Source organism: Shewanella sp. SM95 (genome assembly GCF_025653595.1).
GTDB lineage: Bacteria > Pseudomonadota > Gammaproteobacteria > Enterobacterales > Shewanellaceae > Shewanella > Shewanella oncorhynchi.
Genome location: NZ_JAKKSE010000009.1, coordinates 44,123 through 56,319 on the forward strand (window position 1 = coordinate 44,123; position 12,197 = coordinate 56,319).

Below are 12,197 nucleotides of genomic sequence, written 5' to 3' on the forward strand. Positions count from 1 at the left end.
GGTGTCATTCTTCACTCACTTTTTTGGTGTCAGTTGGCAGCAAATGCAGGCCAAGGTGCGCTATCGCATATTAATCCTGACATTACTGCCTATTTTGCTGACACTGGTGAGTTTAGTGTTTATCACAATTTACTGGAACATCAGTTATACAGGTAAGCAGCTGTTTATGAAGGTTAAAGCTGACTTATCTGTTGCCGAAAACACTTTGCAGCAAGTGCAAGTACGCCAAGAAAAACAACTTGAACGTGTGGTGACGTCTTGGACCTTTCAAAATGACTTTAGGCCACTTTTCAGTGGTAAAGAATTAAGTGGTGAAGTCAGCTACCGAGCCAGTATTGATGCTTTTCTCCTTGAACAGAAAAAACAGCTAAATCTCGATTATCTGCGTTTAGTCAGTGTTGCCGAAGCGGCCGCAGACCCAGATTTACGCCAAATCCTTCCTAAGTTAGACGGTTTATTACCTTACTCCGGCTTGATGGTGCTGCCGCCCGAGCGTTTAGCTCGTATCGATCCCGAATTGGCTATCACTGCGAGCATTCCGATAGTTGCAACCTTGCGGGCGCAGAGCCCCGTTAAAACCGTTGAAGAACGTGGTTTATTGAGCCGTAGCCTATTGCCCGTCCCTGATATGGAAGGCAAAGTGGCTTGGTATCTCGATGGTGGGATCTTGTTTAATCGCGATACTCGAATTGTCGACCACATTCGTGATCTGGTATACGACAAAGGCACCTTGCCCGAGCGTTCCATCGGTACTGTGACCATCTTCTTAGATAACATCCGTATTTCAACCAACGTACCGCTGCATTTTTATCCCACAGGCAATGAGACGCTGGGCCGCGCGCTTGGCAGTTTAGTATCGGAGGAAGTGAAAGACAAAGTGTTAACTCAAGGTGAGCAGTGGGTCGATCGCGCTTTCGTATTTAACGATTGGTTTATTTCCGCTTATGCCCCCTTGGAAGATGTTCGCGGCCAACGTGTCGGTATGATCTATACTGGCTTTTCTGAATCGCCATTTATCCATAATTATTTACTCAATATCATAGAGCTAGGCACGATTCTAATGTTAGTGCTGTTGGTCTCTGGCCTGCTGGTTTATCGCGGTGCTTATAGTTTATTGCAGCCAATTGAACGTATTCACCATGTTGTACAAGCTGTGCAGTCGGGGCGCAATATTCGTATCGGTGCCTTAGGATTAGATCGGGATAACGAGTTATCGAACTTAGCCGAGCAGTTTGACAGTATGCTTGACTTGCTACAGCGTCGAAATGCCCAAATTCAAGCGGCGGCAGAACAGCTTGAAATGAAGGTTGAAGAGCGTACTCGTAGCCTGCAGGATAAAACCTTAGAGCTGCAACGTAACGTGGCATTACTAAACGAAACGCGTCAACAGCTCGTCACTAACGAGAAGCTCACTGCTCTTGGCGAATTGACCGCAGGTATCGCCCATGAAATCAATAATCCGACGGCCGTAATTCTTGGCAATATGGAATTACTGCGCTACGAACTTGGTGATAATGCTGAAGTAGTAAAAGAAGAAATTGATCTAGTCATTCAACAGGTTGGGCGGATCAGCACTATCATCCGTAGCCTGTTGCAATACAGCCGACCTGGCGAATTCAACGCACCACTAGAAATGCATCCGATGACTCCTATTATCGAAGAAATGTTGGTGTTGGTGCGACATTCGATTCAAAAACAAGAAGTCGTGCTGATCACTGAGTTGAACGCCAGTTGTCCAGTACAGGTTAATCGTCCGCAGTTGCTGCAAGTCTTGATTAATCTTGTAGTGAATGCGGCGCATGCGATGGACGGTAAAGGACGTATTTGGGTGCGAACCTATGACTGGGTGCAGCAGGATATGCCGATTGGCGTCAAAATCGAAGTGGAAGATGAAGGCTCAGGGATAGCGGCAGAGCAGCTTGGACGGATTTTCGACCCTTTTTATACCACACGTAAGGATGGCACTGGTTTAGGTCTTTCGCTCAGTTACGGCATTATCAAGCGGATTGGCGGTACGATAGAAGTGAGTTCAACTTTGGGTAAAGGGTCTTTATTTACCATAGGTTTGTATCATGAAGCGAAGGAAGATCAGCAAAATAATCCCTACGATGGCTTACACTTTGCGGGCAACTACAGCGATATGTCTGCAGATTAGTCTTATCCCGTTAGATAGGCAGTGTGTTGTATTTGGCTGATTAAGTTTGAATTAAAATATGTCGAGCGATTGCTGGCTTTGTATTATGTGGCTTTGCATTACTGATTTTTAGGCAAAAAAAAGCCGGATGATGAGTCCGGCCACAAAGAGTGTGTGTGAGCAATGTCGTGCTTGCAAACTCAGGAGCTCCATAACAACGTCGATTACCAGTCATCGTTGTTAAAGATGAGTTTTGGAACGCACGTTAACGATAATCATTCTCAATTGTGTTTGCAAGCTATTTATTGCAAAAAGTGCACATCTTTACAAATATCGTTTTGCTCTCATCCATTAACGGTTTAGATCGACTTGCACAGATGCAGTTTATGATCGACTAAGCTTTTAGGATCGGCTGTCAGTTCAGTAATTAAATATTGATTACTGATCAACAAATTAAGCATCGCAGGAAAACGATTCATCGTTTTCACTTGAATATGATTATATCCTTGGCGGCGCGCCCAAGTTTCTTGATATTCGAGTAGACTCTGCGCTAAGCCTAAACGTCTAAAGTCGAATGCAACGCCACCCAACCAGCTGTAAAATATGGCTTCTTCTTGCTCGTAACCCAGTTTAAAACCCGCAAGTTCACCTTCTACATATGCGACTAAGATCAAACATGTCTTGCCCTGTAAGCGCTGGTCCAACACTTCGTTTGTGAGTGGGTGATCGAGCTCAGGGATTTGTTGGCTAAGTTCGATAAGCTGAGCGGCTAACTCGGGAGTCAAACTTGACTCTGCTTTAATTTCAATAGAATACATAGTTTACTCTCATAAAAAATCAGCCCCACTCGCGCGTTAACAGGAGCAGGGCTGAGCTATTAACTGGTTAAATTATAACAGGTCTGGCCAGTTGGGTTAATTAGGAAATTGATTCTTGCGGATTGGCTCGCAAAATCTTGTCCTGTAAGACTTTTAGCAAAACACCGTATGCCGGTAGGAAAAGGCCTAAGCTCACGATTAGCTTAAAGCCGTAATCGACTGTAGCGATTTCGGGCCAATTGGCTGCCATAAAGCTATCGGAAGAGGCGTAAAAGGCGATACTGAAAAAGACTAAAGTATCGACCAGATTTCCGACTAAGGTTGAGGCGGCTGGGGCGACCCACCAAGAGCGACTGGCTCGAATACGGGCAAAAACCTTAATATCCATCAACTGACCAATCAAATAAGCCGCGAAGCTGGCAAAGGCAATTCGGAACACAAAGGTATTCCACTGTGCAAGTGAGTCAGCGCCTTGGAAGCTACCTTGATGGAACACAACTCCCATCACGTAGGAAATCATCAAAGCGGGGATCATAGCTTTGAGTATGATACTGCGTGCGGCTTGTTGGCCAAAAATACGGACAGTGAGATCTGTGGCTAAGTACACGAACGGAAAGCTGAATGCCCCCCAAGTTGTGTGGTAGCCAAACAGTTGAAATGGCAATTGTACTAAGTAGTTGCTGACGCAAATAATCAGTATGTGAAATCCTACTAATAGGAATAAAGCGCGGCGAAGCTGCGCTGTGGTTAACATTAACATATGTGGCCTTTTTAGTTGTGTAGGGCGGGGTGAGGGAACCCGCTAATATTCAATTTATTATGTTTACGACTTTATTGCCGGTGACAGCGTGCTGAAATCGGGTCGCCATTATAGTGGTCGAGTTTTAAGATGCAAGTCTGCTGTTTAAATGTGCACATAGAATGAAAACTCTTCTACACTTTGAATACGTCGAAGGAGGATAGCCATGAGACGATTTTTTGCTACTTTTTGCTTATTTTTAGCTGTGTTACCTGTGTCAGTTTCCGCCGCTCAGCCGATAGTGGTCGATGTAGCAACGTCAACTTGGGAGGGATTTGCCAATCGTGATAAAACGGGTTACTACTTCGAGTTACTTCAGCGGATTTTCCCTGAGCCAGAATGGCAACTCAATGTGCAGTTTATGCCTTTTGCCCGCAGTTTATATCTTGTTGAGCACAATCGTACCGATATCACGCTCAGCGTTTACAAGGGTGATATTAAAAAGGGGCTATTAACAGAGAATATGGTTGAAGTGGACTCTATCGATGTGGCTGTTACTGCTGAGGTGGCGGCAGGATGGACTGGTATTGAAAGCCTATCCCACAAGAAGGTTCAGGCCATGCTGGCCTACAGATACAATATGCTGACACCTGTGCCTATGTATTACGAAGAAAGTAGCGATATGTTGACTATGCTCAATAGCTTAAATGCTGGACGTATAGATGCCGTGCTAGATTACAAACCTAATTTACTTACGTTTGTTCCTAAATTAAAGGCGCCACAAAATTTTGTGATTATTCAAGGTGTACTCAAGGCCGAAACCTATTTTGTTTTCGCTAACACCGAGAAAGGCCAGATGTTGAAACAACATTTTGACCTTGCACATAAGCGCTTAATCGATTCGGGTGAACAGGACAGGCTTTACCTTGAAACGATTGAAAAACGAAGGGCTGATGGCGCTGAATAGTCTTAATGTTTACTAGGCTTATTACATTTCGAATAAAATCGACATTATGGTTGCGAGTTTATTTTCAAGCTCTTGCCACTCAGCTTCGGGCTCAGAACCTGCAATAATTCCCGCCCCCGCAAATAGGTTAATCCGACCTGGTTCGATCAGCGCACTGCGGATCGCTACCGAAAACTCACTCTCATATTTATTGAAATAGCCGCAGGCACCGGCGTACCAACCGCGAATATAACCTTCACGTTGACGAATAAAGTTTAGCGCTGAATACCGCGGCAAGCCGCCAACTGCAGGAGTAGGATGCAGGGCTTGCAAAAGTTGGAAATCATTCACGCCCGGCTTCAATTCGGCTCGAATTGCACGGTGTAAATGTTGAATATGGTTCAGCTTAAAAATAGTCGCTAATTCATCGGCGCCAACATAATTGCTCAGCGGCGTGAGCATATTCACTATGTGACTGCGAACAAGTTGGTTTTCAACGCTATTTTTGTTGTCTTCTAATAAAGCGTTCGCCAGCGCAACATCTTCTTCTTGATTGAGACCGCGTACCGTTGTTCCAGCAAGTGCCTCGGTAAATAGTTCTTGCTGACGGCGGCGGAATAAACGTTCTGGTGAGCAAGAGATAAAAGTGCGATCTGGGCTAAATTGAAAGCCAAACTGGAAACTATTGGGATTACGGCCCTGCCAGCAAGCCAGCACCATCCAAGGATCGATAGGTTCGTTGACTTCAAGTTGTGTTAAGCGGGATAACACGACTTTTGGGGTATCTTGATTGAACTTAGGATCCACCACTTGCTCGACTAATGTCTTCCAACGTTCAAAATCAGGTTTGTCACTGCGCCCAAGTGGAACGATCTTTTTAGGTGGCGAAAGTGGCTTAGCAGGCATGACGGCTTCGATAGCGCCGATGGCCTTATCTATCTCACTATGGTGATCATTATCAGCAAAATTAAGATTCACTAATAGGCTAAATTTGTTACCACTGCGTCTAAATTCAATGCGCGGCAGGATAAAGCGGCTATTACCGAACTCAGGCCAAGACTCTATAGTGCGATCGAAGGCAACACCGCCATAGTAGCGAATATTCTGATTCGTCGATAAGGCTCGCTGCTCTTGGTAGGCCATGGCCAGTTGCTGATCATTGATTCCGGTTTCAAATCTAAAGTCTTTGCACGCCCCTATCGCCGCGACTTCTTCGATTCTGTCGCGCCCATGCCAGTAGATCCTTGGGTATTGAGTCTGGGATGCCAGCCATGAAATTAAAGGCATAGCGACAGTGTTTAGTGACAACTGCACTATCGGTTCCGTCGGTGGAACTTGCTTTAATTGAATGAGTTTGTCGATGAGAGACTTAAGGTCTTCAGACAGGGCATGAACGGGCAAATAGAACTCCAAAGATAACGGATGAAGGCGAAAGCTGAAGGTCACTCTGTCAGCGTCAGTAAATTCGACTCAGGTTAATGTCCTCTTTTACAAGCCATTTACCTGTAGTGATTTTAGTCTGTAAATAAGAATCTTTCGCTCAAATTAAAGGCCACGGTCGAGTGTGTCAAGATGTAAGGCCCTATCGTGTGACTTTCGCCATAGTCTCATTTTACGCTGATAAAAAATGTGACTTGAGTGGGTCTTTTTGTCGGGCAAGTCACCCTCGGTGGACATTTTGTCTCTTAGTCGCTAAATGTACTTTCCCTTTGTCGTAATTAGTCGATCTAGGTTGGTTTTTAAACGTTTTTCGGTTGAGACAGAATAATCGCGGTCCACAATAGCTGGCACATCTTAAATTTTCTACGTGACAACAATAATATGATTACCACGAATACCCTCTTTAGAGTGTCATCTTTAGCCTTAGCTATTGGTCTTAGTTTTACTGTTCAAGCCGATGAAATCGCCCGTGATCCGCGACTCAATATCAATGAAGTGATCGTCGTGCATGGTGACGGCGGAGAAGCCAGTGAAATGGCGACGACCCATTGGAGCATTAGTGAAGAAGAGATCCGTGCAACCGGAGCGCAAAGTCTAGATCAAGTCTTAAAGAATGTGCCGGGTGTGTACATTCGTGTTGGTGGTGACGGAACACCAAGGGTTGATATTCGTGGTTTTAAAACTCGCCATGTGACTTTGTTGGTCAATGGTGTGCCTATGAGCAGCGCCGACGATGGTCAGTTCGACCCGAGTATCATTCCCACAAGCCAAATCGCCTCGGTAGAAGTGTCTGTCGGCCCGACATCTGTGCTTTACGGTCCAAGTGGTGCGGGCGGCGTGATCAACATTATTACTAAACAGGGCAGTACGGCGCCAGCACTGGCGGGGCGCCTCGAAGCCGGCAAAGACAATACATTTAATGGCGATATCAGCGCCGCAGGTTCGGGTGACGATTGGCAAGGTTTGGTCAGTGTCAGTCGGCAGCAAACCGATGGTTTCCCTATGTCCAATGACTTTGAGCCGACACAATACCAAGATGGTGAGCTGCGCGTTAACTCGGATAAAGAAGTCACTAACGTTTATGCCCAAGGCAGTTACTGGTTATCCGACAAGACCCAATTGATTGCCAATATGGCGCTGCGCAGTGGCGAATGGGGAAAACCTGCCCGTGACGGTACTGGGAGCGGCAAGTTGAAATTCGAACGTACCGATGACTATGACGCGCATACTTTCCAACTGGGGTTAGCGCATCAATTTGATGACACTTTCACCCTACGTGGCTTTGGCTATCACAATCAAAGCGATACCTTAGAAGCCTCCTATGCCGATGAAACCTATCAGGCTGTTACGCTGTCGCAAGATGGGCGCTCGGTTGTGCAAGGCGTCAATCTGCAGTTAATCACAGACTTGCATACCGCGGGTTTATTCACGACCTCAGTCATTGCCGAGAAACAAAGCTGGAAGTCAGTCGTCGATACTTATACGGCTAATACAGGCAGCAATAATGGTGGCACTACCGGTTCTGGCGGCGGAACAGGCACAGGTGGTGGAACAGGTACAGGTGGTGGAACAGGTACAGGTGGTGGAACAGGTACAGGTGGCGCCGAGAACTTAAATGATTCCGCTTGGCTATATACGGCCGCGGCTGAGTATCAGTATCAATCTGAGCTGCAGTACGGCTTTACCTTAGGTGGCGCTTATCATTCACTCGACACTGCAGATAGTACCGATGGCAACTATTCGGCCATGGCCTCCAGTTATTGGCAGGCGGCGCAGGATTCTCGTTTAAGTTTAAGTGTGGCACGTAAAGTGCGCTTCCCCTCTATGGTGAACTTGTATTCACAGCTATCTGGTAATCGTGATTTAGAAGCCGAAGAGTCTAAGCATGTGGAGCTGGGTTTAGAGCAGAATCTGCCGGCGAGTACCGATTTCTCCCTTTATGGTTATTACACGGATGCGAAAAATTACATCGCCAAAGATGTCGATGGTTTCTACCAAAATATGGGGCGTTATAAGTTCAAAGGGGTCGATTTCCAAATCAATAACCATGCGATCGAGCACTTAGATCTGAGCTTCTCCTATAGTTTTCTCGATTCAGAAGAGATAGACGGCGACGATACCTTAGATGCCTTGCAATATCGTCCACGTCACCAGTTACGTTGGCAGATGAGTTACGAGTTTCCCTTCGAGACTCAAGTTCACCTCAACGTGGAGCGTATTTTAGACCAAGTCTATGCGACGCAGGTGAAGGTTGGCGGTCAGACCCAATATCAACAGCAGTCGTTAGACAACTACACCTTAGTGGACGTAAATCTGGTACAGCCATTAATTCGTGACAAGTTAGATGTTTACCTACGTGCGACTAACTTGCTGGATGAAAACTACTACCAGAGTGAAGCTCTGCCACAGGCGGGACGACAGATCTTCATCGGTGTGAACTGGCAGATCTAAGATGAAACTCCTAGCGCTCGAAGGCGTTAGCTTCAACTATGGTAGCCAGTTACCGACTGTATTGCAGGAGGTAAACTTGGCCATTGGCACTGGCCAATGCCATTGCGTGAGCGGTCCTACGGGCTCTGGGAAATCGAGTCTGCTAAACCTACTGGCGGGCGTGTTAAATCGCCCGCATGAAGGCGACATCTGGCGTTACCCACAACTGGTTACGGGTCTGGTGATGCAGGACCCGCAAACTCAGCTACTTCGGCAAACCGTTGGCGCCGAAGTGGCTTTCGCGCTAGAAAACCTCGGCATTCCCGCTGAGCAAATGCTGCCTAAAGTGCAATTGGCTCTGCGACGCGTGGGCTTGTATCTGCGTCTCGATACCCAAGTCAGCACGCTTTCCCTTGGTCAAAAATATCGTTTAATGATAGCCGCTCAACTGGTGTGCGAGCCGCATTTACTGCTGCTCGATGAGCCTTGGGCACAACTCGATGATCACGGTGTGAGTGAGCTGCTGGTCGTGCTCCGCAATCTTATCCAAGATGGCATGGCGCTAGTGTTGGTTGAACATAACGCCTCGGCCTTCGCTGAGATTATTCAGCATTACTGGCAGTTAGAGGCCGGCAAGCTATCCGAAGGCGTCTATACCGTGACCGATGCGCCGCAAACTGAGGCGCCTGCGTGGCGTAATCAGCCTAAGTTTGAGCACTTAGGTAAAGTCTTGGTCAGCGCCGAAGCCTTTGATTTTGGGTTCGATGCTTGTCCCACATTATTTGCGTGTCCGCAGGGATTTCAACTGCAGGCGGGTGAGATAGTGACCTTAGTGGGAGATAACGGCTCTGGTAAAACGAGTCTATTGAAAACTATAGCGGGCGTGCACAGTTTAAGGCAGCGTCTTCCCCTTAAAGTGCTAGGGCGAAGGCCTAAATTGGGGATTTATGGCGCTGAGCTGGGTCTGCTGATGCAAAGGCCGAGTCGACAATTATTCGAGACCAGCGTGCTGGCCGAAATGCAGTTTAGCCTTAGGCGTTTTGAACTCCCCAAAGAACGCGCGGCGCAGATGTTGGATGAATTGGATTTATTTAGCTTAGCTCAGCTGTCGCCCCACAAATTATCCTACGGTCAACAGCACTTGATTGCCTTAGCGTCACTTGCCTGTTTACGCCCTAAGGTGCTGCTTTTGGACGATCCATTGGCGGGGATGGATAAGCATTACTACGGCAAAGTGTGGTACTTGCTGAAGCGGTTAAGCTCGCAAGGTTGCGCTATTTTGCTTAGCAGTCACAGAAGCATTGAACACAGCGCTGTATCATGGCAATTGAGTTTGCGTAATGGTCTATTGGTGGAGGAATTGATTGAAACAGGAGAGCGTTATGTGGGCTAGTTGTCGGCGCCTACGCGCGCTGCGGCATTGGAGTTATGAGCGGCGGGAAACGGCACTCTGTGCGTTGTCGCTGCTATTGGTGTGCGTGCTCTCAGCCTGTGCTTTTGTATTGCCCGCTGCTTTACTCTTGCCATTAGCTGGACTTAATGGACTGCTTGTTATCCACGGTTTGCTGCGACGCGGCAGTATTTGGGGCGTGCTAAAGCTAGGTTTAGTGCAATTGAGCATCACTTTGAGTCTGTATTTAATCCTCTATGGCGTTGAATATTTAGCCCAAGGCGCCGTGGTGGTTGCGCGTATTATTTTGGCGACCATTCCCGGTTGGTGGTTGTGTATTACGGCTGCTCCCGAGCGGATTGGTGAAGTGTTAAGTGCGTTTTTACCGACCAAGTGGGCCTTTGTGGTCGCGGCATCCTTAAGTTTATTGCCCTATATGGCAGATGAAATTCGCGAGATATATCAGATCCAGTGTCTGCGCGGGGCTCGCATTACACCTAAGGCGCTGCGTAACCCTAAAAATTGGTCCGAGTTGGTGTATTGCGTGTTGTTTCCCGTCTTAATCCAATTACTTAAATTATCTCGCCAGATGGCCGTTGCAGCGCAGAGCCGTCACTTTGGTTTAGCGCAACGGCCAACACATTGGCATTCACCGAGAGACAAAAATGACTAAAAAAATCCCGCTGAGTCTACAAGACTCCTTATTTGTCGGCTTTTGCGCCACCTTGCTGGTGGCATTAACGGGCATGTTAAGGCTGAAACTGGGCTTGTCTGGTCACAGCATGTTCCTGATGAGCTTCTTTTATCTGATCTGTTATGGCGTGTTAGGTCGTTTCGGCAGTATGACGGCATGCGGTGCTATCGCGGGCATAGTGGCTATGGCTTTAGGCGTAGGTAAAGGCGGGCCTATGATTTTACTGAAGTTTGCCTTGCCTGCCATAGCAATGGATCTCGTTGCCTTACTCTTGCCGCTCAGTATGAACCTGCATTGGCGCTGCGTGATCTTGGGCATTGCTGGCTGTATCGCTTGGGCAGGTAAAGTAGCACTCACCAATGTGCTTGCGGGCATGGCGCTGGATGTCGTGTTGATTCAATGGGGCTTGAGTGTATTAAAAGGCGGCTTCTTCGCCACTCTGGGCGCCTTGCTTGTACCGCCTGTGCTGACGCGATTAAAAGCTCATGACCTGTTACACCGTGATAAATTTTAAAAACCTTTTTAGAGCTTTAGGAAATGCAGATGAAAAATTGGCTGATTTGTATCGACGATACCGATGATATAGGCACTAAGGGTACGGGCGAAATTGCCGAGGAAATTGCCCATCTGCTCGCCAATATGTCGGGCGGCCATGCTTCCTTTGTGACGCGGCATCAATTGTTTGTGCACCCCGATATTCCTTATACCTCACATAATAGTGCCATGTGTTTTGCGCTGCGCTCGCCACTGACGCAGGCCGAGATCCATCAACATGCCGTTGCGCATTTGGTCGCGGAATCGGCTCCTGCGGCAGATCCTGGCATCGCCATACTCGATGTCGACTCTGACTATGATGCCGCGGCTTTAATGGATTTTGGCCGCAGAGCTAAGGTTGAAGTGATTACGAAAGCGGCGACCTATGATTTGGCTGAACAACTTAATATTCAGCTGACCGAACATGGCGGCACAGGCCAAGGTGTTATTGGAGCGTTAGCGGGATTAGGGCTACGTTTGATGGGCAGCGACGGTCGGGTAAAAGGCCAGATTAAACTTGGCCAATTTGAGGATGTTTCACTCGAACTCAGCGTTGCCGACATCCTAGAACAAACCGGACTTGATGCTGTGATGAGTACGGACAAGTATCGACTTGCGCTTGATGAGCGAGTGCAACTGAAGGGCAAAGTGAAAGCTGTATACCTTGATCACCAGTTTGTATTGCTCGTTCACCAAGAGGCAGAACAATGGCGCAATGCGGGCAAGCAAGCCCTGCAAGCCTACTAGAGCAAGTTTAGTGAAAGAGTTTAAAAAGAGAGTGCTAAATGGATCTCAACTTGGTCGAACATGCATTTGAATTAAAGGATGACCGCTGGATTTTTAAGGCGGGACTGGCTCAATATCCACAGGCGAGGCAAGTGGCCAAGCTGTGCACGCATTTTATCCCAGATGATGAAGACGAGCAGATCGACGATGAGCCCCGCTCCTGCTACAACTGCCAATATCGCCGCTGGATGGTCGCCGGTTTCGAATGCTTAGCCTTAGGCATTTATTGAAAAAGTGAGAGTGTGAAATGTGCCTTGCCTAAGCCTTAGGCCCTTATTCCATCGCA

At 47.4% G+C, this 12,197-nt stretch carries 11 protein-coding genes; 8 read left to right on the forward strand and 3 right to left on the reverse strand.

The features are described 5' to 3' along the window. Position 1: 1 nt before the first annotated feature. Positions 2–2,155, forward strand: coding sequence for a cache domain-containing protein (locus L5M29_RS11600; protein ID WP_113940169.1), 2,154 nt, complete (start codon positions 2–4; stop codon positions 2,153–2,155). A gap of 338 nt (positions 2,156–2,493) precedes the next feature. On the opposite strand, the gene L5M29_RS11605 is transcribed toward L5M29_RS11600, so the two are convergent. Both L5M29_RS11605 and L5M29_RS11610 read right to left on the reverse strand, forming a co-directional pair. Further along, positions 2,494–2,952: a GNAT family N-acetyltransferase gene (locus tag L5M29_RS11605; RefSeq protein WP_263167921.1), complete on the reverse strand. Its 459-nt coding sequence runs from the start codon at positions 2,950–2,952 to the stop codon at positions 2,494–2,496. Between the two features lie 100 nt (positions 2,953–3,052). Beyond that, positions 3,053–3,712 (reverse strand): 7-cyano-7-deazaguanine/7-aminomethyl-7-deazaguanine transporter, encoded by a 660-nt coding sequence (locus L5M29_RS11610; protein WP_263162618.1) that lies wholly within the window; start codon positions 3,710–3,712, stop codon positions 3,053–3,055. 205 nt (positions 3,713–3,917) lie between these two features. On the opposite strand from L5M29_RS11610, the gene L5M29_RS11615 reads away from it, so the two are divergent. After that, positions 3,918–4,658: a transporter substrate-binding domain-containing protein gene (locus L5M29_RS11615; protein WP_105250734.1), complete on the forward strand. Its 741-nt coding sequence runs from the start codon at positions 3,918–3,920 to the stop codon at positions 4,656–4,658. Between the two features lie 21 nt (positions 4,659–4,679). Here the strand turns inward: L5M29_RS11615 and L5M29_RS11620 are convergent, their stop codons facing one another. Further along, the gene (locus L5M29_RS11620) at positions 4,680–6,038 is read right to left on the reverse strand and encodes an isochorismate synthase MenF (RefSeq protein WP_131524435.1); all 1,359 of its coding nucleotides are present in this window, start codon (positions 6,036–6,038) and stop codon (positions 4,680–4,682) included. 420 nt (positions 6,039–6,458) lie between these two features. Here L5M29_RS11620 and L5M29_RS11625 point away from each other — a divergent pair, with 420 nt between their 5' ends. Genes L5M29_RS11625 through L5M29_RS11650 form a run of 6 tightly spaced genes read left to right on the forward strand, consistent with a single transcriptional unit; the run spans position 6,459 to position 12,141 of the window. Continuing rightward, on the forward strand, positions 6,459–8,528 hold the full coding sequence (locus tag L5M29_RS11625; protein WP_263167922.1) for a TonB-dependent receptor plug domain-containing protein: 2,070 nt from the start codon (positions 6,459–6,461) through the stop codon (positions 8,526–8,528). Between the two features lies 1 nt (position 8,529). Further along, positions 8,530–9,900 carry an ATP-binding cassette domain-containing protein gene (locus L5M29_RS11630; protein WP_263167923.1) on the forward strand — a complete coding sequence of 457 codons (1,371 nt, stop codon included), beginning with the start codon at positions 8,530–8,532 and terminating at the stop codon, positions 9,898–9,900. Beyond that, positions 9,890–10,570, forward strand: a complete 681-nt coding sequence (locus L5M29_RS11635; protein ID WP_113940176.1) for an energy-coupling factor transporter transmembrane component T — start codon at positions 9,890–9,892, stop codon at positions 10,568–10,570. The genes L5M29_RS11630 and L5M29_RS11635 overlap by 11 nt, the downstream gene beginning before the upstream one ends. Continuing rightward, positions 10,563–11,105: a hypothetical protein gene (locus L5M29_RS11640; protein WP_012588933.1), complete on the forward strand. Its 543-nt coding sequence runs from the start codon at positions 10,563–10,565 to the stop codon at positions 11,103–11,105. Before L5M29_RS11635 ends, L5M29_RS11640 begins: the two co-directional genes overlap by 8 nt. A gap of 29 nt (positions 11,106–11,134) precedes the next feature. Beyond that, positions 11,135–11,872 (forward strand): DNA-binding protein, encoded by a 738-nt coding sequence (locus tag L5M29_RS11645; RefSeq protein WP_113940177.1) that lies wholly within the window; start codon positions 11,135–11,137, stop codon positions 11,870–11,872. A 38-nt stretch (positions 11,873–11,910) separates the two neighbouring features. Next, positions 11,911–12,141, forward strand: a complete 231-nt coding sequence (locus L5M29_RS11650) for a hypothetical protein (protein WP_113940178.1) — start codon at positions 11,911–11,913, stop codon at positions 12,139–12,141. Positions 12,142–12,197 lie beyond the last annotated feature (56 nt).

Coding starts and splice junctions, on each gene's coding strand:
- L5M29_RS11605 (WP_263167921.1), bottom strand. CDS start 2,952: ATGTATTCTATTGAAATTAAAGCAGAGTCAAGTTTGACTCCCGAGTTA.
- L5M29_RS11610 (WP_263162618.1), bottom strand. CDS start 3,712: ATGTTAATGTTAACCACAGCGCAGCTTCGCCGCGCTTTATTCCTATTA.
- L5M29_RS11615 (WP_105250734.1), top strand. CDS start 3,918: ATGAGACGATTTTTTGCTACTTTTTGCTTATTTTTAGCTGTGTTACCT.
- L5M29_RS11625 (WP_263167922.1), top strand. CDS start 6,459: ATGATTACCACGAATACCCTCTTTAGAGTGTCATCTTTAGCCTTAGCT.
- L5M29_RS11630 (WP_263167923.1), top strand. CDS start 8,530: ATGAAACTCCTAGCGCTCGAAGGCGTTAGCTTCAACTATGGTAGCCAG.
- L5M29_RS11635 (WP_113940176.1), top strand. CDS start 9,890: ATGTGGGCTAGTTGTCGGCGCCTACGCGCGCTGCGGCATTGGAGTTAT.
- L5M29_RS11640 (WP_012588933.1), top strand. CDS start 10,563: ATGACTAAAAAAATCCCGCTGAGTCTACAAGACTCCTTATTTGTCGGC.
- L5M29_RS11645 (WP_113940177.1), top strand. CDS start 11,135: ATGAAAAATTGGCTGATTTGTATCGACGATACCGATGATATAGGCACT.
- L5M29_RS11650 (WP_113940178.1), top strand. CDS start 11,911: ATGGATCTCAACTTGGTCGAACATGCATTTGAATTAAAGGATGACCGC.